General features: G+C 41.0%; 17 protein-coding genes. 7 read left to right on the forward strand and 10 right to left on the reverse strand.

The window, feature by feature from the left end:
* Nucleotides 1–134: 134 nt before the first annotated feature.
* Nucleotides 135–1,175 carry a metal-dependent hydrolase gene (locus C9J12_RS00445; protein WP_107240920.1) on the reverse strand — a complete coding sequence of 347 codons (1,041 nt, stop codon included), beginning with the start codon at nt 1,173–1,175 and terminating at the stop codon, nt 135–137.
* A 279-nt stretch (nt 1,176–1,454) separates the two neighbouring features.
* On the opposite strand from C9J12_RS00445, the gene C9J12_RS00450 reads away from it, so the two are divergent.
* Both C9J12_RS00450 and C9J12_RS00455 read left to right on the forward strand, forming a co-directional pair.
* Entirely contained in the window at nt 1,455–1,778 is a 324-nt protein-coding gene (locus tag C9J12_RS00450; protein WP_107240921.1) for a hypothetical protein, read from the forward strand.
* Nucleotides 1,779–1,982: 204 nt separating this feature from the next.
* Entirely contained in the window at nt 1,983–2,441 is a 459-nt protein-coding gene (locus C9J12_RS00455) for a CBS domain-containing protein (protein WP_107240922.1), read from the forward strand.
* 81 nt (nt 2,442–2,522) lie between these two features.
* On the opposite strand, the gene yhjD is transcribed toward C9J12_RS00455, so the two are convergent.
* The 4 genes from yhjD to apbC form a co-directional block, all read right to left on the reverse strand.
* Entirely contained in the window at nt 2,523–3,443 is a 921-nt protein-coding gene (gene yhjD / locus C9J12_RS00460) for an inner membrane protein YhjD (protein ID WP_107241204.1), read from the reverse strand.
* 272 nt (nt 3,444–3,715) lie between these two features.
* Nucleotides 3,716–5,869 (reverse strand): AsmA family protein, encoded by a 2,154-nt coding sequence (locus C9J12_RS00465; RefSeq protein WP_107240923.1) that lies wholly within the window; start codon nt 5,867–5,869, stop codon nt 3,716–3,718.
* A 306-nt stretch (nt 5,870–6,175) separates the two neighbouring features.
* Nucleotides 6,176–6,820, reverse strand: a complete 645-nt coding sequence (gene udk / locus C9J12_RS00470) for a uridine kinase (protein WP_107241205.1) — start codon at nt 6,818–6,820, stop codon at nt 6,176–6,178.
* A gap of 163 nt (nt 6,821–6,983) precedes the next feature.
* Nucleotides 6,984–8,060, reverse strand: a complete 1,077-nt coding sequence (apbC, locus tag C9J12_RS00475) for an iron-sulfur cluster carrier protein ApbC (RefSeq protein WP_107241206.1) — start codon at nt 8,058–8,060, stop codon at nt 6,984–6,986.
* A gap of 278 nt (nt 8,061–8,338) precedes the next feature.
* Here apbC and metG point away from each other — a divergent pair, with 278 nt between their 5' ends.
* The 3 genes from metG (at nt 8,339) to C9J12_RS00490 (ending at nt 13,404) form a co-directional block, all read left to right on the forward strand.
* On the forward strand, nt 8,339–10,381 hold the full coding sequence (gene metG, locus C9J12_RS00480; RefSeq protein ID WP_107240924.1) for a methionine--tRNA ligase: 2,043 nt from the start codon (nt 8,339–8,341) through the stop codon (nt 10,379–10,381).
* Between the two features lie 578 nt (nt 10,382–10,959).
* The gene (locus tag C9J12_RS00485; protein ID WP_107240925.1) at nt 10,960–12,273 is read left to right on the forward strand and encodes a dicarboxylate/amino acid:cation symporter; all 1,314 of its coding nucleotides are present in this window, start codon (nt 10,960–10,962) and stop codon (nt 12,271–12,273) included.
* 261 nt (nt 12,274–12,534) lie between these two features.
* Nucleotides 12,535–13,404, forward strand: a complete 870-nt coding sequence (locus C9J12_RS00490; RefSeq protein ID WP_107240926.1) for a hypothetical protein — start codon at nt 12,535–12,537, stop codon at nt 13,402–13,404.
* Nucleotides 13,405–13,487: 83 nt separating this feature from the next.
* Here the strand turns inward: C9J12_RS00490 and serS are convergent, their stop codons facing one another.
* The 5 genes from serS to lrp form a co-directional block, all read right to left on the reverse strand.
* Complete coding sequence (serS, locus tag C9J12_RS00495) at nt 13,488–14,780, reverse strand: serine--tRNA ligase (RefSeq protein WP_107240927.1); 1,293 nt, start codon at nt 14,778–14,780, stop codon at nt 13,488–13,490.
* 125 nt (nt 14,781–14,905) lie between these two features.
* Entirely contained in the window at nt 14,906–16,192 is a 1,287-nt protein-coding gene (locus C9J12_RS00500) for a replication-associated recombination protein A (RefSeq protein ID WP_322348853.1), read from the reverse strand.
* A gap of 175 nt (nt 16,193–16,367) precedes the next feature.
* Nucleotides 16,368–16,985, reverse strand: coding sequence for an outer membrane lipoprotein chaperone LolA (gene lolA / locus C9J12_RS00505; RefSeq protein WP_107240929.1), 618 nt, complete (start codon nt 16,983–16,985; stop codon nt 16,368–16,370).
* Between the two features lie 65 nt (nt 16,986–17,050).
* Nucleotides 17,051–20,452 carry a DNA translocase FtsK 4TM domain-containing protein gene (locus C9J12_RS00510; RefSeq protein WP_107240930.1) on the reverse strand — a complete coding sequence of 1,134 codons (3,402 nt, stop codon included), beginning with the start codon at nt 20,450–20,452 and terminating at the stop codon, nt 17,051–17,053.
* 478 nt (nt 20,453–20,930) lie between these two features.
* Nucleotides 20,931–21,425 (reverse strand): leucine-responsive transcriptional regulator Lrp, encoded by a 495-nt coding sequence (lrp, locus tag C9J12_RS00515; protein ID WP_006231236.1) that lies wholly within the window; start codon nt 21,423–21,425, stop codon nt 20,931–20,933.
* A gap of 157 nt (nt 21,426–21,582) precedes the next feature.
* On the opposite strand from lrp, the gene ald reads away from it, so the two are divergent.
* Nucleotides 21,583–22,704, forward strand: coding sequence for an alanine dehydrogenase (gene ald, locus C9J12_RS00520; RefSeq protein WP_107240931.1), 1,122 nt, complete (start codon nt 21,583–21,585; stop codon nt 22,702–22,704).
* Nucleotides 22,705–23,061: 357 nt separating this feature from the next.
* Nucleotides 23,062–24,024 carry a thioredoxin-disulfide reductase gene (gene trxB, locus C9J12_RS00525; RefSeq protein WP_107240932.1) on the forward strand — a complete coding sequence of 321 codons (963 nt, stop codon included), beginning with the start codon at nt 23,062–23,064 and terminating at the stop codon, nt 24,022–24,024.
* The last annotated feature ends 84 nt before the right edge of the window (nt 24,025–24,108 follow it).

Below are 24,108 nucleotides of genomic sequence, written 5' to 3' on the forward strand. Positions count from 1 at the left end.
ACATTTAGCGCGGCGTGATTTATGTGGCACATAAAAAACATTAACATCAATAGGAAACAAATTGATTATGAAATAAAAAAGCTAACACAGCTTTATCACCGTATTAACTTTTAATTTTGTATGAAGAAAAACCGTTATAACAAGCGATTCAGGTCATCAGGGCATTCTTTAATATGACATAAATTTGCATTAATATTTTGATTCCCTAATAAGCGCAACCATAATGCGGGTAAATGTTTGGGTCTGACCCGCTTCTCTTCCATTTTTTCAGGCGATAACATTTTCCATTCATCATTATTACTTTCCTGAGCAAACGCAAAACTAAACGGTAGGTATTCAGCCATTCCTAAACGTAAATCCGTCACGATTAATTTGTCATCAATTTGTTGATAACGAACAAATTGATCGCTGAACTTTTCAAGCATAAGCAAACGTTCAGACTTTTCATTCAACAACCACTCACCACGGGGCTTGGCAATAAAATCAATCGTCTTATCTTTATCTAATAACGACGTTAACCCTTCCCAATACGTATCACCATCTAATACAACGACACGCCACAGCACAGTATTCACAGGGGTTGGGGCAATAAATACAGGTTTACTTTCAAGTGGTGTACCCGCTAAATCCCCTTCAACTCTCGACTCGACAAGTTGCAAAGCAATCACTGACCACGCTAAATACACTGTCGAGATAGCGAGCCCTATTCCACATAGCTTTGCCATTTTCTCTCGCCAAAAAAGGCTAGCAAAAATCACCACGAGCAAGGGTATGGTATAAAGTGGATCGATAATGAAGATACTTGATACCGCAAAACTAATATCAAACGGCCAAAGCAGTTGAGTGCCATAAGAGGTAAACGCATCGAGTAGCGGGTGCGTGATAAGACAAGCTGCAATAAGCAGCCAAAGCTGAGTAAAAGAGAAACGAGAAGGACGCCACTGCTGCCAAGCTTGTGCTAACAGCCAAGAAAACGGTAACAGGATAAATAATGAATGACTAAAACCACGGTGTTTCACCATATCTGAAACAGGATCACCATAGCCAATCAACACATCGAGATCAGGAATCGTACCTAATGCAGCACCTGTCAGTAATATTTTTGGGGAACTTTTCTTCCCGGCAACAACTGCAGCAACCGCAGCACCTAACGCAGCTTGTGTAACTGAATCCAACCACCTTCTCCTTTTTTCTAAGCACATTGCAATCACATTGCAAATAGATGCCTTATAAATACACGAACTGAAGACTCCTATAATAACGACTGAAAAGTAAATAGAAAGTCATACTTTTGATTGGAAAACAAAATAAAATCAACACTAATTTAACATTTCAACCAAAAACCACTTACAAATTTAAAGACAACGACTATTCTTATTTTATCGCCACTTAATTACTATTTAATTGTTGTCGTTTGATACAAAGGAATTTGAATTATAAGAGGATATCAACCTATGGCTAAACAGTGTCCATGCTGTAATAAACACCTTGATGTACCAGCACTGAAAGATATTGAAAAAAATTTCAGATGCTCGCATTGCGATGCAAGTTTAACCCATAGTGAAATACAAATTATTTCATATGGTGCTATTTACCTTTTTGTTGTCACTTCACTCCTAATATTACTCGGTGTAAATGCTTTCTTTGCTACCGCTATTGCATTTGTCACTTACCATTTTCTACGCCCAGTAATCATTGAACCTAAACTTGATATTAAATTAAGTTATGTACCTAAAATTAAAGGCTTAATGCCGTTTAAATCAAATAATAGTCTTTAAGGCTACTTTCTCATTTACGGCCACTAATTTTGTTACACAAAAAACGCCCCCTCTTTTCACACCTTCACTTTTTAATCAAAGACTTAAAAAGTGAGAGTGAACAATCCGATTACTTTATGAACAATATGTGTCATCGATCGCAATTTAATACTGTTGATTTCGCTAGCTTAGATAAGGATACCCACAACCTAAAAGGAAACGCTAATGCCAACAAAAGTATCTGAATATATGACGAGAAAAGTTGTCACTATCCAACCTGATACAGGACTACGTGAAGCATTTTTTTTAATGCGAGATAATGCAATTCGTCACTTACCAGTTACCAATATTGATGGTGAATTAATTGGTTTTATTAGTGACCGCGAATTACGGCGCCCCGGATGGGTTGATGAGTCGCCGGATATCGGTCATGAATATGACCTAACAGATGACCTACACGTGACTGATGTTATGGTTAAAGATATCATTCATGTAAGAACATATGACACATTAACCAAAGCCGTCGGTACGATTCTTAATCACAGCATTAGCGCAGCCCCGGTGTTAGATAAAACGGGACAATTAGTCGGGATGCTATCTGCCGTTGATTTATTAAGTGCTTTCCAAGATACGTTAGAGTCACAGAAGACGCATAAAAATAAGAACAAAAAAGCGCTGGCTTGATGATGTCGAGTAGAAAGTAGAAACAAGAAAGGTGTGGCTAGCTGTCCGACACACCTTTCTTGTACTAGAACTAGGATACTTCTACGGTTTTACATCGTCGACATTGATAACAGCCTTAGGGGTCGCTGTGGCGATCCACGCTGCACAAAATAGGGTTAAGCGAGCATAGAAATAAAAGAATGCCATTAGACCGATAATAGAGCCAAAGGCAGCACCTGATGGTGATTTCGCTAGGCTTGGTAATATCATCGTCATCGCAAATTTGATAACCTCAAAACCAATGGCTGCCAATAAAGTACCTTGTAATAAAGCCCGCGTTTCTAACTTCTTCTTGGGTAACATCCAAAAAATCCATAAAAACATCAAATAGTTTGCTGTAATTGAGATAGTGAGTGCTATCAATGTGAGTGCTGGACGTAACCACGTAATGCCTCCTAAACCCAACGCCTCTACAATCGTTTTCTGCGCCGAGCCCGCAACTGATGTTAACGCGACAGTAAAGATAAGCGCAGCAACTAAGCCCGTAAGCGCGACAAAGTCTTTCCCATATTGTAAAAACAGGTGATCTTTATCTTCTGGTTTTCGCTCCCACACATCACGGGTTTGCGCTCGAATGGCTTCACGCAAATTACCCATCCAACTAATACCGGAATACAAAGCAATCGCTAAACCACTTAAGCCAACGGTTGTACGTTGATTAATCGCGGTATTCACGGTGTTTTCAAGGGTTTTAGCAAGGCTTGGATCAGTTACACCCGTTACTATCTTATCGATCAACCCCGTTAATAGATCGGAATTTGAGGCTAAAACAAAACCAGCGGCAGCAAATAACACCATTAAAATAGGGATAAGAGATAAAAAAGAAAAATAAGTAATCGCAGCACCAAATTGACTGCCTAATCGATCATTGAACCGATCAGCAGCACGTAACAGGTGATCGATAGGAGGAAACGCTTTTACCTTCCCTACTGTAAATCTACACATCGAAAAAAATCGATTCATGATGGTGTTTTTCACTGCTTTGTTATCTTGTTCCATACTCTCTTTACTACTTAATCAACGCATTGAAATTGACAATTAAATGTCTAAAACTTATTCAGTTTTACATTGTAATCATAATAGAACTACAGACCAGTGAATCATTCTTAATCATAAATTTATTATGTACTTAACATTTATTATTTGATTGCTACGCATTGTAAAGTCTGTCTAGTCCTAAAATAGAAAAGGCTTGCCAAAAGTGGCAAGCCTTTTTACTCAAAGTGCATCATTGCTTAGTTAAATAAGCCTTTTAATAACTTATCAGCGGCATTTTTGATATTGTCGTCTTTGCCTTTATCACCCAGCAACTTTTCTAAACCGCGATCAATTTCTTTCTTTGCTTTTTCTTCAAGTTCATTGTTTTGTTTAAACAATTCTTTCAAATCCAGTGCAAACGTAGGTTTAGTCCAGTCGCCTTTTACATTAACAGGCACAGTCAAATCAGCAATATCATCTATCTCTTTACCACCCTGACCTTTACTACTCGCAACCACTGACGTACTAATGATGAAATCAAGACGCTCACTCACTAGGTTAGTGCTGCCCTTGCCATCAATACGTAATAACGGTGATGCAAGATGAATATTGGTTGTGGAAGCAACACTTTTACCAATTTTGAAGGTAGCTTTTAAAGCTGAGAAATCCGTCTTCTTTTCTTCTTTCACATATTCTGCTTTTTTACCTTTCAATGTCGCTTTTGCTTCACGAATCATCTCGGGAATATTCACGCCGTAAATTGCACCATCAGCAAAGTTTATCGCAATGCTACCAGCAACATTTTCACGAATACGCTTTTCAGCCAACCCAGTACCCGACAGTTTTATATCGATATTACCCGTACCAGCCAGTGTTTCATTTTGGGCAACATCTTTAAGTAAAGCATGTACATCAACCCCTTTAATATGCTTTGTTACCTGGTATTTCGGCAACTTACCATTTGCATCGACGGTAGCATTAGCACTAACAGTACCGCCGTATAACTTAGCATTGAAGCGCTTAAGGTTCAGCACGCCTTTTTGCACCTTCATATCAACTAGCACAGCAGACACTCTCGCATTCGCAGCTTTCAATTTTTTGATAGCAACGGTACCAGCGATATCCAATGTTTTTAAAGCCGATAAATCTGGTTCTTCACTTTTGCTGGCTGTTGATGCCCCACCACCAGCAGAAGGCGCAGAACCAGTTTCTTCTTTGGTAGTATCTTTATTTTTAGCTGATGATGCAGTACCTAAGAATGCATCCAGATCGATATTATCACTATTAACATCGAAACGAATAACAGGAATAGTTGCACTCTTAAACGAGCCTTTACCGTTTAAAGCTAGCTCATCGATCGATGTGTCAAAACGACTTAACGTCGCTAAACCTTTTGCAACATCATAAGTCGCATCAGCATTTAACCCGACTTTCATTTCAGGACGCGGTAACGTACTTCCTTTAAGATCTGAAGATAGTGTCAGCTTATCAAGTTCAGCCATATTGTAATCAGTGCTTATTTTAAAGCGCGTTGCGCCATTTGCATCAAATGCAAGATCAGGTATTTGACCTTTCGCTGCAAATGTTATGTTAGCCCAATCGCCGACTTTAAAGTGATCAACACCCAGCACGAGGGATTGAATATCATTAACACTGTCTTTTGCAGACGCGGTTAGATTTAATGCTTTAAGTTCACCGCTTTTATAATCAGCCGCAATCAACAATTGGCTATCGCCCTTAGCGGTAAAACTAAGTTCGGCATTCTTGCCTGTTATATCAAAGTTAGCTTGAGTCCATTCACCAGGTGAGAATGTATCAAGTTTGAAATTCAAGCTATCAATTGTTGTGGCTGTACCGGCTTTATCATCTCGTACTTCTGCACTCGCATTCACAACTTCAACGCCAGCTAAGCTGATTGTCCACGGTTGCGTCGGCTCACCTTCTACTGACGGCTGATCAATAGCAGGTTCGCTACTCGTACCATTCGCATCTTCAGTAACTGTACCTTCAACAGCAGCTTGTTCACCTAGACCATCTAGATTACTGACACCATCTTTACGTGTTTGAATAAATACACGCGCATCATTTAAACTGATATTACCAATTTCAAGATGCTGAGAGAAAAGAGGCATCACCGATACAGAAAGTTCTGCACTACCCAATTTCACTAAATCAGCTTCAGCAAAACCTTGGGGGTTCTTAAACTCCGTTTCACCTAAGCTAAAACCAATGCTAGGGAAAAATCGCCAGCTAATATCGCCATTAATGACTAAGTCTCGCCCAGTGGCTTTTTTAACTTGTTCACTTAATAAAGGTTTAAATTGGTTGGGATCGACCAATGCAAGCAAGGCACCTATGCCAACCACTATAACTAGTACAATGGCTAATAATACGTAAAGAAGCTTTTTCATTGTATCCTCTGAATTATCCGTTATTCCTGACTTTTATTACGTTCAAATTTTTAGTCAGAGTCCATTTATGACAGCGATGGTTACAATTAGTTTCTTGACTAAAAAACAATAACCATAAGAAAAGTATGTTAAGACTAAATAGCGCTATACCCAAGTTACTTAGTTATATATCAATAACAAAGATATTCTATTACCTAGATTAAAGCAGAAAAAAAGGCAGTCGTTAAGACTGCCTTCATAAAGAATTACCAAATCGACAATAAATGGATATAAAAAAGGCTGACAATGTCAGCCTTAGTAATCACATTATGATTTTAGCAACTTGGCAATATGTGCCTTCAATACATCAATCGCGATTCGGTTTTTACCCCCTCGCGGTACAATGATATCGGCATATTGTTTAGACGGTTCAATAAACTGCATGAACATAGGGCGTACCGTCTTTTGATACTGCACAAGCACAGATTCCATTGTACGACCACGTTCAGCAACATCACGCTGCAAACGGCGAAGTAAACAAATATCTAATGGCGTATCCATGAACACACTTGCGTGCATGAGTTCACGTAAACGTGGATCCGTTAATAAAAGAATACCTTCAAGAATGATCACTTTTTTAGGTGTCATTGGTGTAGTTTCTTTTAAACGTGTGTGTTCACTATAGCTGTATTGAGGCACTTCAACAGCTTTGCCTTCGATCAACTGTTGCAGATGGTCACAAAGTAAATTGTGGTCAAGTGCATTAGGGTGATCATAATTCGTTTTAACCCGCTCATCCATGGTCAGGTGACTTTGATTACTGTAGTAACAATCTTCCGTGATAACACCGATCTGGTGATCGCCTACTTTTTCTTTTAATTCTTTATAAACAGTACTGGCAATCAAGCTTTTACCGGACGCAGAAGCACCTGCGATACCAATAATGACGCATTGGTGTGAGTTTTCAGACATATCAGAAAGCACCTGTAAGACAACGAAACGAGGCGGAAAATTAACCGCATTATTATAGGCACTTGCGGCGCCAGAAGCCAGAGAAAACGTGACTTCCAGCACGCTTTGTTAGAAAGCTGTCACATTTCTCTCATATTTAGTGCCTTTACTTATTCGCATACGCTTACATTGTACGAATAGTAATCTGCTCTGCCACTACTTCGCCTTGCCAAAATAATCGACTCGCAATTTGCCCAGCAAGATCAATGTATGCTGCGGCTTGCTCTGAATCAGGCGATGCTGCTACGGTTGGCTTACCACGGTCGATATCTTCACGAATAGTAATATGCAGTGGTAATTGTGCTAATAAAGGAACGGAATATTCTTTAGCCATGCGCTCTGCACCGCCAGTACCAAAAATAGTCTCATGATGACCACAATTGCTACAAATGTGATAACTCATGTTTTCAACCAAACCCACGATAGGCACATCCACTTTATCAAACATGCTTATACCTTTAATGGCATCCGCTAGTGCTAAGTCTTGTGGTGTTGTAATAACAATCGCACCTGTCACAGGAATTTGTTGAGCAAGTGTCAATTGAATATCACCCGTACCCGGTGGCATATCAATAACAAGGTAATCGAGATCTGGCCACCACGTTTCAGTCACTATTTGCTGTAGCGCTTTTGATGCCATCGGTCCACGCCAAATTGTCGCGCTCTCTGCTGGTACTAAATAGCCGACTGAATTCGTATACAGACCGCATGATTCAACAGGTAACATCATTTTGCCACCTGTTGATTGTGGCTTTTCATCTACTGTGCCTAACATCATAGGTACAGAAGGGCCATAAATATCGGCGTCTAATAAACCCACTTTTGCGCCTTGCTTTTGCAAGCCTAACGCTAAGTTAACAGCCGTTGTCGATTTACCTACTCCGCCTTTTACCGAGCTTACAACGATAATATTTTTAACGCCCTTTAGCGGTTGCTTTTTACCACATGCCAATGTTGCAACACGGCACTGAACAATAAACGCCATATTGGCAGCAATATGGTGCAACTCTTGTTGAGTAATAATCCAATGTTCAAGTAATTCAGTAATGGCTGCAGCAGCGAAAGGGAGAGTTATCGTCACTGTACCTTGAGCAGATACCGACACAATATTTTCAGTCTCTGCCCATTCTGAAATGAGTAAAGGGTGTTCAAAGTGATTTAACCAAAGACAGATATCTGCAACATTTTCAAAGCGAATCATCGAATCATTCCCCATAAGGTTTAAGGCTCCACGTTCATATTAGACTTATTATCACACCCTACTAACAACCTAAGTATATGCAAAGTATTGAGGTAGTTAGGGAAAAGGATGGATTCATCTTCTTTTTCTTAATCCTACCACCAATGTACCTAGACTGCTGCTATTTAGACAGCGTTTAACTTGGATAAATCACCCAGTGACGCTAGGCAATATGCTGCTGATCAGGTAATATTTGATGCTTATTCTATTTTTACCCATCATGAGCGAAATAAGTAATTATGGCTGCGAACCCAAGAAAAATTCTGGTGACCTGCGCCCTACCGTACGCTAACGGTTCTATCCACCTTGGTCACATGCTTGAGCATGTACAAGCGGATATTTGGGTGCGCTATCAGCGCCTTCGTGGTAACGAAGTACACTTTATCTGTGCAGACGACGCACACGGTACTCCAATCATGCTTAAGGCCCAGCAGATGGGTATGGAACCTGAGCAAATGATTGCAGAAGTAAGCAAAGAGCACCAAACTGACTTTGCTGGCTTCGATATTAGCTTTGATAACTATCACAGCACTCACAGTGACGAAAACCGAGAGCTAGCATCATTTGTTTATACTCAGCTAAAAGACAAAGGGTATATTACCAACCGTACTATTTCTCAGCTATTTGATCCTGAGAAAGAAATGTTCTTACCTGATCGTTTCGTTAAAGGCACATGCCCTAAATGTAAAGCGGAAGACCAGTACGGTGATAACTGCGATAATTGTGGCGAAACATATAGCCCAACAGATCTTATCAATCCGAAATCAGCAGTCTCTGGCGCAACGCCAATCATGAAAGATTCTGAGCACTTCTTCTTTGACTTACCACAGTTCGAAGACATGCTTAAAGCGTGGACAAAATCTGGGGCACTACAAACTGAAACCTCAAATAAAATGCAAGAGTGGTTTGAGTCTGGTCTTCATCAGTGGGATATCTCACGTGATGCACCTTACTTCGGTTTTGAAATCCCAGGTGAAACTGGCAAATACTTCTACGTATGGCTAGATGCACCAATCGGCTACATGGGTTCATTCAAGAACTTATGTGATAAGCGCGACGATCTTGATTTTGACGAATTCTGGAAGAAAGACAGCACAACTGAGCTTTATCATTTTATTGGTAAAGACATTGTGTACTTCCACAGCCTATTCTGGCCTGCAATGCTTGAAGGCGCAGGTTTCCGTAAACCAAACAATGTATTTGTACATGGTTACGTAACAGTAAATGGCGCGAAAATGTCGAAGTCGAAAGGTACCTTTATTAAAGCAGGTACTTACCTTGAACACCTAGATCCTGAGTGTCTACGTTACTACTACGCTGCAAAGCTAAATAGCCGTATTGATGATTTAGATCTTAACCTTGAAGACTTTACACAACGTGTAAACAGCGATGTTGTAAACAAGATTGTTAACCTTGCTTCACGTAACGCTGGTTTCATTGCTAAGCGCTTTGAAGGCAAGTTGTCTGAAACATTCGCAGAACCTGAGCTTTATGCTGAGTTTGCCAATGCTGCAGACCGTATTGCTGAACTTTACGAAACACGCGAATTTAGCCGTGCTATCCGTGAAATTACAGCACTTGCTGATAAAGCAAACCAGTACATTGATGAAAAAGCACCTTGGGTTGTTGCTAAGCAAGAAGGTAAAGATCAAGAATTACAAGATATCTGTTCTGTGGGTATCAACTTATTCCGCGTTCTGATCACTTACTTAAAGCCAGTAATGCCATTGCTTACTGAACGTACTGAAGCATTCTTAAACGAAACACTTACATGGGAAGGTGTGGCACAGCCATTAACTAACCACAAAGTGACTAAGTTTAAAGCACTATTTACTCGTATTGATCCTAAGCATGTTGAAGCGATGGTTGAAGCCTCTAAAGAAGATGCGGCAGCAGCGCAAGCACTGATTGAATCAGCAAAGCCAACAGGCCCTCTTATCGATGAGCCAATCGAAGCTGAAATTGAATTCGATGACTTTGCTAAAATTGATATGCGAATCGCGAAAATTGTATCGTGTGAAGCAGTACCAAAGGCGAATAAACTACTGAAGTTCCAATTGGACATCGGTGGTGAAATGCGTCAAGTATTCTCAGGTATCAAATCAGCATACACACCAGAAGAGCTTGTCGGTAAGCACACTGTAATGGTTGCTAACCTTAAACCTCGTAAAATGAAATTTGGTATGTCTGAAGGTATGATCCTAGCAGCAGGACCTGGTGGCAAAGATCTTTGGATCTTAGAACCACACGAAGGTGCTCAGCCTGGTATGCGTGTTATGTAACGCTATACGTCTTAATACTAAGGAGCCTATTGGCTCCTTTTTTTATAAGTAATGCCAACATAAACAGGCCTCTGGCTCATCCTTGCTAGTATAGTTGCCGATCAATACTGAGATAAAACGCTATTTATGCACAAAACATTCAACCAGACTATCATTCCTCACAGCACCAAAATGCAACATTTAACACTGCTAATATAGGTCAAATCCAGTTCATTTAACCAACTAGTTGTAAAGTGTTAAATTTTACCCCCGAACAGACCAAAAAAAAGCATTTATATTTGTTAACAGCACTTTCGAGTTACATGCAAAAAAACAGCTTCAATTAGATATTACCCTACCGAATCGACACTAATAATGCCGAGACCTTAGCAAAATCGACTATGATTTAACCACGATGTTAATAGGCAGTTAAATACCCTGCTTATTTATCTGTAAATAGAATAAAAAGTGTGATCTCAAACAGACCTTTGCACTTTGAATAACATTTTACTTCGCTTTAACACCCAAACTACTGCTAACCTGCTCCGCACTCTGATGAGTGATTTACAGAGTGAATAATTATAAGGAGTGTTCTATTCATGAATACAGATAAGAAAAAGATGTCTCTAACTGGCCGCGTTATCCTCGGCATGCTTTTAGGCATATTAACAGGATTTATCATTCGCTCTCTGTTTGCCGATACGGCTTTCGTTCACGAATACATTGTGAACGGTTTATTTGACGTAGGTGGAAAAATCTTTATCGCGAGCTTAAAAATGCTTGTGGTTCCATTAGTATTTGTATCTTTAGTGTGTGGTACTAGCTCACTAAAAGATATCAGTACTCTAGGCCGTCTTGGTGGTAAAACCGTCCTGTTTTATCTCGTTACTACGGCACTAGCGATTACTCTTGCACTAACAATGGGTACAATCTTCCAACCAGGTGCAGGTGCTGACCTTTCTGCTGCAACAACTTTTGCATCCAAAGAAGCGCCATCATTAGGTGATGTCATTGTTGGTATGTTCCCAACAAATCCAATAAGCTCAATGGCAGAAGGGAATACACTGCAAATTATCGTATTTGCGATTTTATTTGGTGTTGCTATCAGCGCAGCTGGAAAGCCAGGCGAACGTATTGCAGCTCTATTCGTTGACTTAAACGCAGTAATAATGAAGTTGGTTGCATTATTGATGAACATTGCACCATATGGTGTGTTCTTCTTAATGGCTAAACTATTTACAGGTCTAGGCTTAGATGCCATTTACAACCTTCTAGGCTACTTCTTAGTGCTTGCTGCAACATTATTACTACACGGTTTTGTTACTTACAGTGTAATGCTAAAAGCCTTCTCTGGTTTAAGCCCAATTGTTTTCTTGAAGAAAATGGAGGATGCAGTAATGTTTGCATTCTCTACCGCATCTTCAAATGCCACCATTCCTGTCACAATGGAAACAGCAACAAAGCGTCTTGGTGTCAATAACAAGATTGCATCATTCACTGTGCCTCTTGGCGCAACCATCAATATGGATGGTACTGCGATCATGCAGGGTGTCGCGACTGTATTTATCGCACAAGCATTCAACATTGACCTCACGATGAGTGACTACTTAGCCGTTATCATGACAGCAACATTGGCTTCTATCGGTACCGCTGGTGTTCCTGGTGTAGGTCTAATTATGCTTGCGATGGTACTTAACCAAGTGGGCCTACCGGTCGAAGGTATCGCGCTTATCATGGGTGTTGACCGCTTACTTGATATGATTCGTACTGCGGTAAACATCACGGGTGATAGTGTTGTTACTTGTATCGTTGCTAAGTCTGAAAATGAAATGGATATTAATACGTTCAATAACCCGAAAGCGGGTGAGAAAGACGAAGAAGTTCACTTCCATACCCTAAAACAAAATAGCTAATTACACGTTTAATACCGCTGTAATCAACTAGATCTAAGGCTTCGCTATTCTCTATAGCGAAGTCTTTTTTGTTTGTTTTCTACTATCAGAGCTGTATCAATATAGTGCAACACTCACTAAAACAGCGCACATGGTTATAATCCTCCCCTCTCTTTTAAATATAAGCCATTGTTTAATTAACTATTAAGTAAAAACACTAATAGGCATAGATATTGCTAAACCATATTGCGTATGAAATTTTATACCAATATTGGAGGAGTTATGTTGATACTATTGCTACTCGTAATAATCTTTGGTGCTAGTTGCGTCTTCATTTGGCAGGCAAGAGAAAATAAGCGTTTTTTACAAACTCGGTTTGATCAAGTCATCGGCCTTCGACAGCTTATTTTTTTATTACGATTTCATCGCCGTGAATCACATCACTTTTTATCTCAATCTCATCCACTTGAAGCAACACAATCAAATGAAGTCATTGCGATCAAATCATTGATGAAGATTTTGTCCTCTCAAGCCGACCAGGCTCATAAACCCATGTACCGTGTTCTTGCAAAACAAATCAATAAATTACTGGGTGAATGGTCAAGCTATTCTGTTCGCCGTAATCAAGCCGCTCATGGAAAAGCGATTCGACATGTTTTGTACTTAATTGATGATGTGATCACACAAAGCTTGCTCTCGGCAGATAAAGAAACGCTATTTAAAACCTATCAAACCGCTTGGCCTATTACTTTAAATGCAATTGATAGTTTAAGTCGATTTCGCTACGCCATTGATAGTTACACCTTAGGAAAAAACTCAGGTGAGCGTGAGTTAAGAGTACACATAAGTGTTATTCAGCGTCGCTTAGGACAGGTTGCCTTACTAGCAAATAAGCCACCGCCCACTTTCATGATTGATGCTCTAATGTTGGAGTTTGAGAGCATCAATTTACAAGCAAGAAATTTGGAAGATAGAAAAGATGATCTATACCAATTATCACTTAAAATTTCTGATACGATTTTCAATTTATTCGACATAATCTTGACTGATATCGCGACTGATATTTCTGTTCGTTTTCCTGAACTTCAGCACACTAGCAGCAATGTAGTGGCTTTTCAGAAAACATCCAACTTGTATTCTATTTCGAACTAATACCAAGTCCATTAATTATATTGCACATATAAAAAAACCCAGCCTTAGCTGGGTTTCTTCTTTCTCGCTAACCTCTAAAAAGATTAACCGATATGCGTTGCACCTTGCATGTACTTACGAAGTACTACAGGGATTTCAATGCGACCATCTGCTTGCTGACCATTTTCCATGATAGCAACCATTGTACGACCAACCGCAAGGCCTGAACCGTTAAGTGTGTGAACAAGCTCTGGCTTCTTCTCACCTTTACGACGGAAGCGTGCTTGCATACGGCGTGCTTGGAAGTCTTGCATGTTTGAACATGAAGAGATTTCACGGTAGGTGTTTTGAGCTGGAACCCATACTTCTAAGTCGTATGTTTTCGCGGCGCCAAAGCCCATATCACCCGTACAAAGAATCACTTTACGGTAAGGGAGTTCTAGTAGCTGAAGTACCTTCTCGGCATGACCCGTTAGTTCTTCTAGTGCTGCCATTGAATCTTCAGGCTTGGTGATCTGAACTAATTCAACTTTGTCGAATTGGTGCATACGAATAAGACCGCGAGTATCACGACCGTACGAACCCGCTTCAGAACGGAAACACGGTGTGTGAGCCGTCATCTTCAATGGAAGATCGGCTTCATCTGTAATCGTATCGCGAACCATGTTCGTTACAGGTACTTCTGCCGTTGGTATAAGTGACATACCAACGCCTTCTTCAGTCGCAGGCTTAGTATGGAACAAATCTTCACCAAACTTAGGAAGCTGACCAGTACCAAATAAGCTGTCAGAGTTAACTAGGTAAGGTACGTACATTTCAGTGTAGCCATGTTCTTCTGTATGAAGATCTAGCATGAACTGAGCGATTGCACGGTGTAGACGCGCGAATTGACCTTTCATCACGATAAAACGTGAACCTGAAATCTTCACGGCACTCGCGAAATCAAGACCACCAGCCATTTCACCAAGATCAACGTGATCTTTCACTTCAAAATCGTAAGCTTTTGGCTCACCCCAACGTGAAATTTCAACGTTCTCGTCTTCATCGTTACCAGCAGGTACAGAATCATCCGGAAGGTTTGGTACCATCATAGTGATGCTTTGAAGCTCATCAAGAAGTTCTGCCAACGCTTTTTTCGCATCGTCTAGATCACTACCTAGGTTTGCGACTTCAGCTAGAATTTTTTCAGCTTCTTCGTGGTTGCCTTGTGCTTTCGCTTGACCAATCGACTTCGATCGCGCGTTACGCTGTGCTTGAAGATCTTCAGTCATCATCTGAAGGGACTTACGTTTTTCTTCAAGAAGACGTAAATTTTCAACGTCAAGGGTAAAACCACGACGCGCGAGTTTTGCAGCTGTTTCATCCAGCTCAGTTCGAAGTAATTTAGAATCTAGCATGCTAATCCTGTGCTCTTAATATTCTGAAGTGCTCGTTATTTAAGCAGTTATTGCCAAAATAATCTTAAATTTCGGTACGTCAGGAACTCTGACGCCAATTGCTTAACGATACCCAAAAAGCCTTATTATTGGTAGCGCTTTAATGTGCTTTTAGCATCTAATGAAGCAAGATAATCCAATTTTTCGGCAATTTTGGTTTCTAAGCCACGATTTGATGGTTCATAGTAACGTGTATCTTTCAATTCTGGAGGGAAATAGTTCTCACCCGCAGCATATGCACCTGGCTCATCATGTGCATAACGATATTCAGCACCATAACCCAATTCTTTCATTAATTTGGTTGGGGCATTACGCAAATGAGGCGGTACTTCATAGTCAGGGTGATGAGCAGCATCTTGTTTTGCTTTTGCAAACGCCACATAAACCGCATTACTTTTAGGGGCACAGGCAAGATATACAATCGCCTGAGCAATGGCACGCTCCCCTTCGTATGCCCCGATACGCGTAAAGCAATCCCATGCTGATACCGCAACCTGCATTGCACGAGGATCGGCATTACCGATATCTTCAGAGGCAATCGCTAATAGTCGTCGCACAATATAGAGCGGATCACAGCCTGCTTGCAGCATACGTGCAAACCAGTACAAAGCACCATCTGGGTTAGAGCCTCGAATTGATTTATGCACTGCTGAAATCATGTCGTACCAAAGATCGCCTTTATTATCAAAGCGCCCTATTTTCTCGCCTGCCACTTCAGCAAGAAGCTCTAACGTGATTTGCTTAATGCCTTCTTTATTTTCTTCTGCCATATCAATTAACTGTTCAAGATAATTGAGTGACATACGGGCATCACCACATACCAGTTCGGAAAGACGTTCTTTTACATCATCAACAAATTCAAGATTTGAATCAGATATACCACGTGAACTATCCCTGAGTGCTTGCTCAACAACCGCTAACACTTCAGCTGTTTCTAATGACTTCAGCTTATAAACACGGGCACGCGACAACAGTGCGTTATTAAGCTCAAACGACGGATTCTCTGTCGTGGCACCAATAAAAGTAACCGTGCCATCTTCAATATGTGGCAGAAAAGCATCTTGCTGGCTTTTATTAAAGCGATGCACCTCATCTACAAATAAAATCGTACGACGCCCTGCCATTTTATTTTCACGGGCTTTATCGATAGCAATACGAATATCTTTAACGCCTGAAGTGACTGCAGATACACGCTCAACTTCTGCATTCGCATAATTAGCTGCCACTTCGGCTAATGTTGTTTTACCTGTACCCGGTGGCCCCCAAAGAATCATCGAATGCAGGTGACCCGCTTCTAAGGCACGTCGTAATGGTTTACCTTCACCGAGGATATGTTGCTGACCAATGTACTCTTCAACAGTACGAGGTCGCATTCTTGCCGCTAGCGGGCGGAAATCAGATGAAAAATCAAGACTGAAGTTACTCAAAATAACCACTCCCTTAAAGACAGAAAAGGTGGCATTAAATGCCACCTAGTTTAAATAGTGTTTTCTATGCCGAGATAAAGAAAATACTAACGTTCAGCGTTCTTATTTTTCGACGTTTTTATCAATTTCGTTGATCATCAAGCTCTACACCTTTCGGAGGCGTAAAAGTAAATAAATTCGCTTTTGGCACTTGCTTGCTGAACTGACGGAATTTGAAATTGCTACGCTGACCATCTTGCTCTACAACAGAAAAACTACGTACTTCGCCCGATTTTGCAACGGTAACAACAAACTTACCCATCGTCGATGTCGTATCTTTCGGTGTTAACGTAAAGGTATCTGACGTTTGAGCCACGTTATAATTCGCCCAATCACTCGCGCTATTACGGGTTAACAATACAAACGGTGTTTGCTCCGTGGCATCTTTCAACCACATTGCGGTAACTTGTTCGATAAAGGGGCTGTAGTACCACAACGTTTTACCATCAGAAACCAGTAAATTTTCATCAGGTGTGACTGTGTTCCAGCGGAATAAATTAGGACGTTTAATTGTTACGTCCCCTTTTCCTTCTACCAGCACATCACCTTCAGGGCTAACAACTTTCTGGTCAAAATTGGCACTGAATGCATTCACTAAACTCAAACGAGAGCTTAACTCTTGCTGTGGGTTTGCCCATGCAGCAGAAGACAATACCAATGGTGCAACCAAAAACAGGCCTATCATTGCTTTTTTAATCATTTTTACACCCTATTCGCATCTTCATTATGTTGAGATTGATACCCTCAACATAACATCATTAATAGTTAGTCTCTTGGTGGCGGAGGCGGTGCTAATACCTCACGATTACCATTATGACCAGGAGCACTTACAATACCGTGTGCTTGAAGTTGCTCGACAATTCGAGCAGCTCGGTTATAGCCAATTTTAAATTTACGCTGAACACCGGATACCGAACCGCGACGAGTCTCGGTCACAAATGCTGCAACATCATCAAATAGCTGATCTAAATCTTCATCACCAGATGCTGCTTCTCCTGGCAGTAATCCTTCAGAACCTTGATCTGCACTTAAAATACTTTCGATGTACTGAGGTTTCCCTCTCGCTTTCCAATCGTTCACAACGTTATGTACATCATCATCTGATGCAAATGCACCGTGCACACGAATAGTATGACTTTGACCTGATGGTAAATACAACATATCACCCATGCCCAATAGCGATTCAGCACCCCCCTGATCCAGAATCGTACGGGAGTCAGTTTTGGTTGATACTGTAAATGCCATACGTGTAGGAATGTTAGCTTTAATTAAACCTGTAATAACATCAACAGATGGACGCTGAGTGGCCAGGATAAGGTGAATACCTGCGGCACGGGCTTTTTGAGCCAAACGTGCAATCAGTTCTTCAACCTTTTTACCAACAACCATCATCAAATCAGCAAACTCATCGACAATAACAACAATACTTGGCATCTTTTCTAACAGTGGCGCATGCTCTGCCATGCTATCGCCAGGTTTCCACAATGGATCATAAATTGGGAAACCAGCATCAGCGGCTTCTTTCAATTTAGCGTTATAACCCGATAAGTTTCGCACTCCAACAGCTGCCATCAACTTATAACGTCGTTCCATTTCACCTACACACCAACGTAACGCATTACCTGCATCTTTCATGTCGGTGACAACTTCGGTTAATAGGTGCGGAATGCCTTCGTAAATTGAAAGTTCCAACATTTTCGGGTCAATCATAATAAAACGACACTCTTCTGGCGTACATTTGTACAGCAAGCTCAGAATCATTACGTTAACACCAACAGACTTACCAGAACCTGTCGTACCAGCCACTAATAAGTGTGGCATCTTACTTAAATCTGCAACAACCGCTTCGCCAGCAATATCGTTACCTAAAACAACAGGCAGTGCACTGTTCATATTTTGAAAGCGTTCGCTAGCAACTACTTCAGACATATAAACTGTTTCACGATTTCGATTGGGTAATTCCAAACCAACATAAGGTTTACCAGGAATCACCTCAACCACACGCACTGCGATTGCAGATAAAGCACGCGCCAAATCTTTGGCTAAGCCTGAAATACGGCTTACTTTTACGCCAGGAGCAAGATCCAACTCATAACGCGTAATAACAGGGCCAGGGTAAACCCCCGCCACTCGTGCTTTGATTTTGTAATCTTCCAACTTAGATTCTACCAAACGAGCTGTTTCCATTAACTCTTCTTCTGATGCTGGTTCTACGTTTTGTCTCGCTGGAGCCAGCAAATCAATGGTCGGCATTGGCGATGTTGGCACTGGAAGATCTGGCGCTGACTTCATCAAAAACGGATTATCTAAACCTGCGGCATGTACTTGTTCTTTTTGCGCCTGACGAATTTTTTGCAAAAAGATTTCTTCATCGGTTAATTCTTCAACATTGTCTTGTTGCGAACGATCTAATTCTGACAGCCCATCTTGAACCCCAATTTCAATACTACAGGCTTCAACTACCACCGGCTCTACAGGAGCTGGCGACATTGGTGCTGCTGTTTGAACTGGGGGGTGAACTGGCGTTTGAGCGGTGTGTGCTTGAGGTATATGTACCGGTGACTCATCACTTATAGTCGACATAGCTGGCATTACAACGCTTGCAGCAACCGCAGGTGCAACAACAGGTGCAATATTCTGAACAACCTGCGTAACAACCTCTGCAACTCCTTCAGGTGGCAGTGTAATATCAGCAGTAGGCGTCGAAACACTTGTAATTGTAGGCGCTACAGAATGAGAGGCTGAAGCCACAAGCCCTTCATGTTGCTCTTCAACATACATGGTGAAATCTTCATCTTTTTCTAGCTCTCGCTCTAACTCTGCAATAGTTAGCCCTTTTGCTTGAGTCGTTGATGTAAGTTCAATCGGATCTGTTTGTTCAAGATTCGTGCTCTTAAGGTGACTACTTTCAAGGTTCTTGCTTTCAAGGCTGACCGTTTCAATACCAGTGCTACTTACTGCACCGTTATTTGCAGCGCCGTTATTTACAAGAGTACTTTCTTGCGCATCAGGCTTAATAGCCAGATTAGATTCAGGGACACGAACAGAAGTAGTCACATCCATCAATGGATCGGCTAATTGTTCGCCTTGTGCCATCGCCACTTCTTGAGCTGCTACCTTGTTTGCAACAACATGATTTTCAACAGCATGGTTTGCAACAACATGATTTGCAACGGCACGGTTTTCAATAACACTGTTTGCAACAGCACTGCTAGCAACAGCACTTCCTGCCACGGCAGTTGCTGCAACGGCAGGTTGACGGAATGCATTATCAGAAGCAGGTTGTTGTGTGGCTGTTTGTGTGCGATTTGGCATCACAATCTGTGGCGTGGATTCTGAATTCCAAGTCTGAGAAGGCGCATCTGCTAATATAGGTTCAGGAGAAGCACTCTTAGAAAAATCAATCTCTGGTGTTACTCTTCGACCATATGAAGCAAGTAACACATCGTCCGCATCAACCTCTGCTGGTTGTTCAAGCTGAAGTTGTTTGGCATATGCCGTTTGCTGTTCATCAGGAATGTCGGTTGCAAATGGGGTCAGTGTTTCTGATTTATCTGAACGGACAGTATTTAATAACCGCGATATTCCTCTAAGAGTTCTATCACCAATAGTATCAACAATGGTTAACCACGAAATCCCCGTAAACAATGTAAAACCAACCGCCCAGAAAAACATCAAGACCAATGTCGTTCCGAGTATATTTAGCAAGGGTAACGCCATATTAGACACAACATCGCCAATTACACCACCAGACGAGAAATACCAAATATCATCAAAGTTTAAATCAGCTAAACCACAGCTTGTAAGAAACAGCAGAAGCATACCTAATAAACGTGTGCCATAAATCATATAATCAATAGAGGCTGGCTCACTACGATGACGGAATAGCACCCACGCAGCTAAAACAATGGCAGCGGGTAAAGGGTAAGCTAATGAGCCTAATGTGAAAAAGAATGTGTCTGCGACAAACGCACCAAGTGCCCCAGCCTTATTCTGAACCTGACCTTCCCAAGCAGTTTGAGACCATGATGGATCGGCGGGGTCAAAACTGACCAAGGCAACCATAATAAAAATGGCAGCCAAAATGCCAATGATCAAAAAGCTTTCAAGAATGCGTTGACCACCCGAAAGACGTAATTTGGGCTGTTTGCTTTTAACCTTCCTCAAAAAAAACTCCGGTGTAACTATTTAATTGCCAAAACAAGAATCTGACTTTTCACTCAGAATTCATACTCTTAGTTGTGAATAGCTCAATAATCTTAATATGCTTATTGTAAAGGAAATCGTCATATCTTGATGACTTATTAAAATTTTATTACCAATTAACCAATTTTTATTACCAATACAGACTGCAATCACACTAAGCGATTAACCATAATAAGGGGAAAACCCGTATTATCATGATAAATGGCTTAATATCATTAATCATAAAAAACACTCTATTGTAGACGTTTATCCCTCAAAAAAATTCATCCTTTTGTCAATTCACATTAATGTTTAATAAATTGAATAATAATCACGCGATTCGTCACATTTAGCCCCAAAAGCAACAGATACAAATCGAGCGGCACTAGGCCGCTCGATTCAATTCTTTACTCAGCCACAATGTAACTAAATAACCATTTTACAATGGATCACAAAGCCATTAGCGAGTTTTGATAACCAAATTATTGGTTTGCTTAACTTCTTCCATCACAACATAAGTACGCGTGTCGTTTACACCTGGCAGACGAAGTAAGGTTTCGCCCAACAGTTTACGGTAAGCAGACATATCGCATACACGTGTCTTCAACAGGTAATCGAAATCTCCTGAAACTAGATGACACTCTTGAATGTCTTCAAGTTCTTGAACTGATTTATTAAATTGTTCAAAAACGTCAGGTGCGCCACGATTTAGTGTAATTTCAACAAATACAAGTAGAGATGCATCTAGAAATTGAGGATTCAGCAACGCTGTATAACCGCTGATGTAACCTTGTCGTTCTAGTCGACGCACACGCTCAAGACATGGTGTTGGAGAAAGCCCTACACGCTTAGACAACTCAACATTTGAAATGCGGCCATCTTTTTGTAGTTCGTTCAATATGTTGCGGTCAATGCGATCCAATTCCTTGGATGGTTTCTTTTTGGTATCTACCATTGTTCATTCCACCTTCTTACTTCCTTGCAAAAAAATATACTACAACTTTCTAATATTTAGAATCAAATACTCTGATAGTCAAACTATACTGCCTTTAGATCCGTATTTTTAACCTGGTCACTAGCAAAAAAAACTAGTAGACCACGGAGGTAACAGTATGATCATTGGTGTACCAAAAGAAATCAAAAATCACGAGTACCGTGTTGGTCTGATTCCAGCTAGCGTTCGCGAACTTATCTCGTTCGGCCACCAAGTTGTCATAGAAACCAATGCTGGAGCTGGTATTGGTCTCACAGATGCTGACTATCAAGCTGCAGGAGCTTCCATTATTTCTAACGCTAAAGAAGTTTTTACCAGATCAGAGATGATTATTAAAGTAAAAGAGCCTCAAGCAGTAGAAAGAACTATGTTACACGAAGGACAAATTTTATTCACCTACCTTCATCTCGCACCAGATTTCCCACAAACAGAAGACCTGATAAAAAGTAAAGCTATCTGCATAGCTTATGAGACCGTAACAGATAATAAGGGTACATTACCACTACTAGCACCAATGTCGGAGGTCGCTGGACGCATGTCTATTCAAGCTGGAGCCCAAACATTAGAGAACTCACGCGGTGGACGTGGGTTACTATTAAGTGGTGTTCCGGGGGTCGAGCCTGCAAACGTCGTTATTTTAGGTGGCGGTGTTGTAGGGTCAAATGCAGCACGAATGGCTGTAGGTATGAGAGCTGACGTGACAATACTCGATAAGAATATTGATACGTTACGCGCATTAGATGCTGAATTTCAAGGGAAAGCAAAAGTCATTTATTCTACAAAAGAAGCCATTGATAGGTTAGTTGTACAAGCCGATCTGATTATTGGTGCTATTTTGATCCCTGGTGCAGCAGCGCCAAAATTAATTACTGCCGCTCACCTTAAAATGATGAAATCAGGGTCTGCGCTGGTTGATGTCGCGATTGATCAAGGGGGGTGCTTTGAAACCTCTCATCCTACAACACACGCTGATCCAACCTTTATAATCGATGACATTGTCCATTACTGTGTTGCTAATATGCCGGGCGCTGTAGCTCGAACATCGACTTTTGCTTTAAACAATGCCACCTTGCCTTATATCATCAACCTTGCCAACAAAGGATACAAGAAAGCACTTCAAGATGATGAAGGTTTCTTGAAAGGTATGAATATTATGCATGGCAAAGTCACGAATAAAGAAATTGCAGACACGTTCAATCTCCATTATACCGATCCCGTAACAGCCATTAGTATGCACTGATTTTTCAAACAAATAGTCATATAAGCAACAGATATAATAGAGAAGAAAGTTGTCTAAGCTTTCTGCTGTGAAATGGAAAATTTGCTAACTGATTTTCCGTTTTTACCCACTACCTTCCCTCCGCATTTCACGCTACTTTGTCTTTAACTGATATTTATTTCGTTCAACTGATAAATAAACAAGTTGTTAAACTCTATTTCAGAGTGAATAAGTAGAAAAGCACCTACAGCGATTAAGGCTTTTGGATCAGTTAAATCAGTAACTTTTGGTATTATTGATTGGGCTCTTTCTTTACGTCATCATTTTACCTACAATCAGCCTTCAATAAGAAATCATCTCATTCAGCCTGGAGAAGTAATGAGTAACGTAAGACATTGTAATCTACTCATCCTTGGTTCTGGCCCTGCTGGTTATACAGCGGCGGTTTATGCAGCACGTGCAAACCTCAATCCAGTTATGATCACAGGCATGCAGCAAGGTGGTCAGCTAACGACTACCACAGAAGTTGAAAACTGGCCGGGTGATGCGGAAGGCTTAACAGGTCCGGTATTAATGGATCGCATGAAAGAGCATGCTGAAAAATTTGAAACAGAAATTATCTTTGATCACATCAATGAAACTGATTTCAGCCAGCGTCCTTTTCGTTTAAAAGGTGATAATGCCGAATACACATGTGATGCGTTAATCATCTCTACGGGTGCATCTGCGAAATATTTAGGTTTAGAATCTGAAGAAGCGTTCAAAGGTCGTGGCGTCTCTGCATGTGCAACATGTGATGGATTCTTCTACCGTAACCAAAAAGTGGCTGTAGTTGGTGGTGGTAATACTGCTGTTGAAGAAGCGCTTTACTTATCGAATATCGCCTCTGAAGTTCACATAATCCACCGTCGTGATACGTTCCGTTCAGAAAAAATTCTGATTAAGCGTCTTATGGATAAAGTTGAAAACGGTAACATCGTTCTTCACACCGATCGTACTCTAGAAGAAGTACTGGGTGATGAAATGGGTGTTACTGGTGTACGTATTAAAGATACTCAATCTAATACGACAGAAGATTTAGACGTAATGGGTGCTTTCATTGCGATTGGTCATCAGCCAAACACTGCCATTTTTGAAGGTCAGTTAAAGATGGCAAATGGCTATATCAGTGTGCAATCTGGCACACAAGGCAATGCCACTCAAACCAGCGTAGAAGGTATTTTTGCCGCTGGTGATGTTATGGACCACACATACCGCCAAGCAATTACCTCTGCGGGTACAGGTTGTATGGCCGCACTAGATGCCGAACGTTACTTAGACGCGCTAGAACAACAAAAATAATAATCTTACCCTGGCCGCTATACTCAACGGCGGCCAGATTCTTTCAGCCTGCTCAACATCAGCATTCGCTGTACACCATTTAAA

It is taken from the genome of Photobacterium frigidiphilum, assembly GCF_003025615.1.
Taxonomy (GTDB): Bacteria; Pseudomonadota; Gammaproteobacteria; order Enterobacterales; family Vibrionaceae; genus Photobacterium; species Photobacterium frigidiphilum.

Coding starts and splice junctions, on each gene's coding strand:
- C9J12_RS00465 (WP_107240923.1), bottom strand. CDS start 5,869: ATGAAAAAGCTTCTTTACGTATTATTAGCCATTGTACTAGTTATAGTG.
- C9J12_RS00450 (WP_107240921.1), top strand. CDS start 1,455: ATGGCTAAACAGTGTCCATGCTGTAATAAACACCTTGATGTACCAGCA.
- trxB (WP_107240932.1), top strand. CDS start 23,062: ATGAGTAACGTAAGACATTGTAATCTACTCATCCTTGGTTCTGGCCCT.
- apbC (WP_107241206.1), bottom strand. CDS start 8,060: ATGATTCGCTTTGAAAATGTTGCAGATATCTGTCTTTGGTTAAATCAC.
- yhjD (WP_107241204.1), bottom strand. CDS start 3,443: ATGAATCGATTTTTTTCGATGTGTAGATTTACAGTAGGGAAGGTAAAA.
- ald (WP_107240931.1), top strand. CDS start 21,583: ATGATCATTGGTGTACCAAAAGAAATCAAAAATCACGAGTACCGTGTT.
- serS (WP_107240927.1), bottom strand. CDS start 14,780: ATGCTAGATTCTAAATTACTTCGAACTGAGCTGGATGAAACAGCTGCA.
- udk (WP_107241205.1), bottom strand. CDS start 6,820: ATGTCTGAAAACTCACACCAATGCGTCATTATTGGTATCGCAGGTGCT.
- C9J12_RS00500 (WP_322348853.1), bottom strand. CDS start 16,192: ATGCGACCTCGTACTGTTGAAGAGTACATTGGTCAGCAACATATCCTC.
- C9J12_RS00485 (WP_107240925.1), top strand. CDS start 10,960: ATGAATACAGATAAGAAAAAGATGTCTCTAACTGGCCGCGTTATCCTC.
- lolA (WP_107240929.1), bottom strand. CDS start 16,985: ATGATTAAAAAAGCAATGATAGGCCTGTTTTTGGTTGCACCATTGGTA.
- C9J12_RS00455 (WP_107240922.1), top strand. CDS start 1,983: ATGCCAACAAAAGTATCTGAATATATGACGAGAAAAGTTGTCACTATC.
- C9J12_RS00490 (WP_107240926.1), top strand. CDS start 12,535: ATGTTGATACTATTGCTACTCGTAATAATCTTTGGTGCTAGTTGCGTC.
- metG (WP_107240924.1), top strand. CDS start 8,339: ATGGCTGCGAACCCAAGAAAAATTCTGGTGACCTGCGCCCTACCGTAC.
- lrp (WP_006231236.1), bottom strand. CDS start 21,425: ATGGTAGATACCAAAAAGAAACCATCCAAGGAATTGGATCGCATTGAC.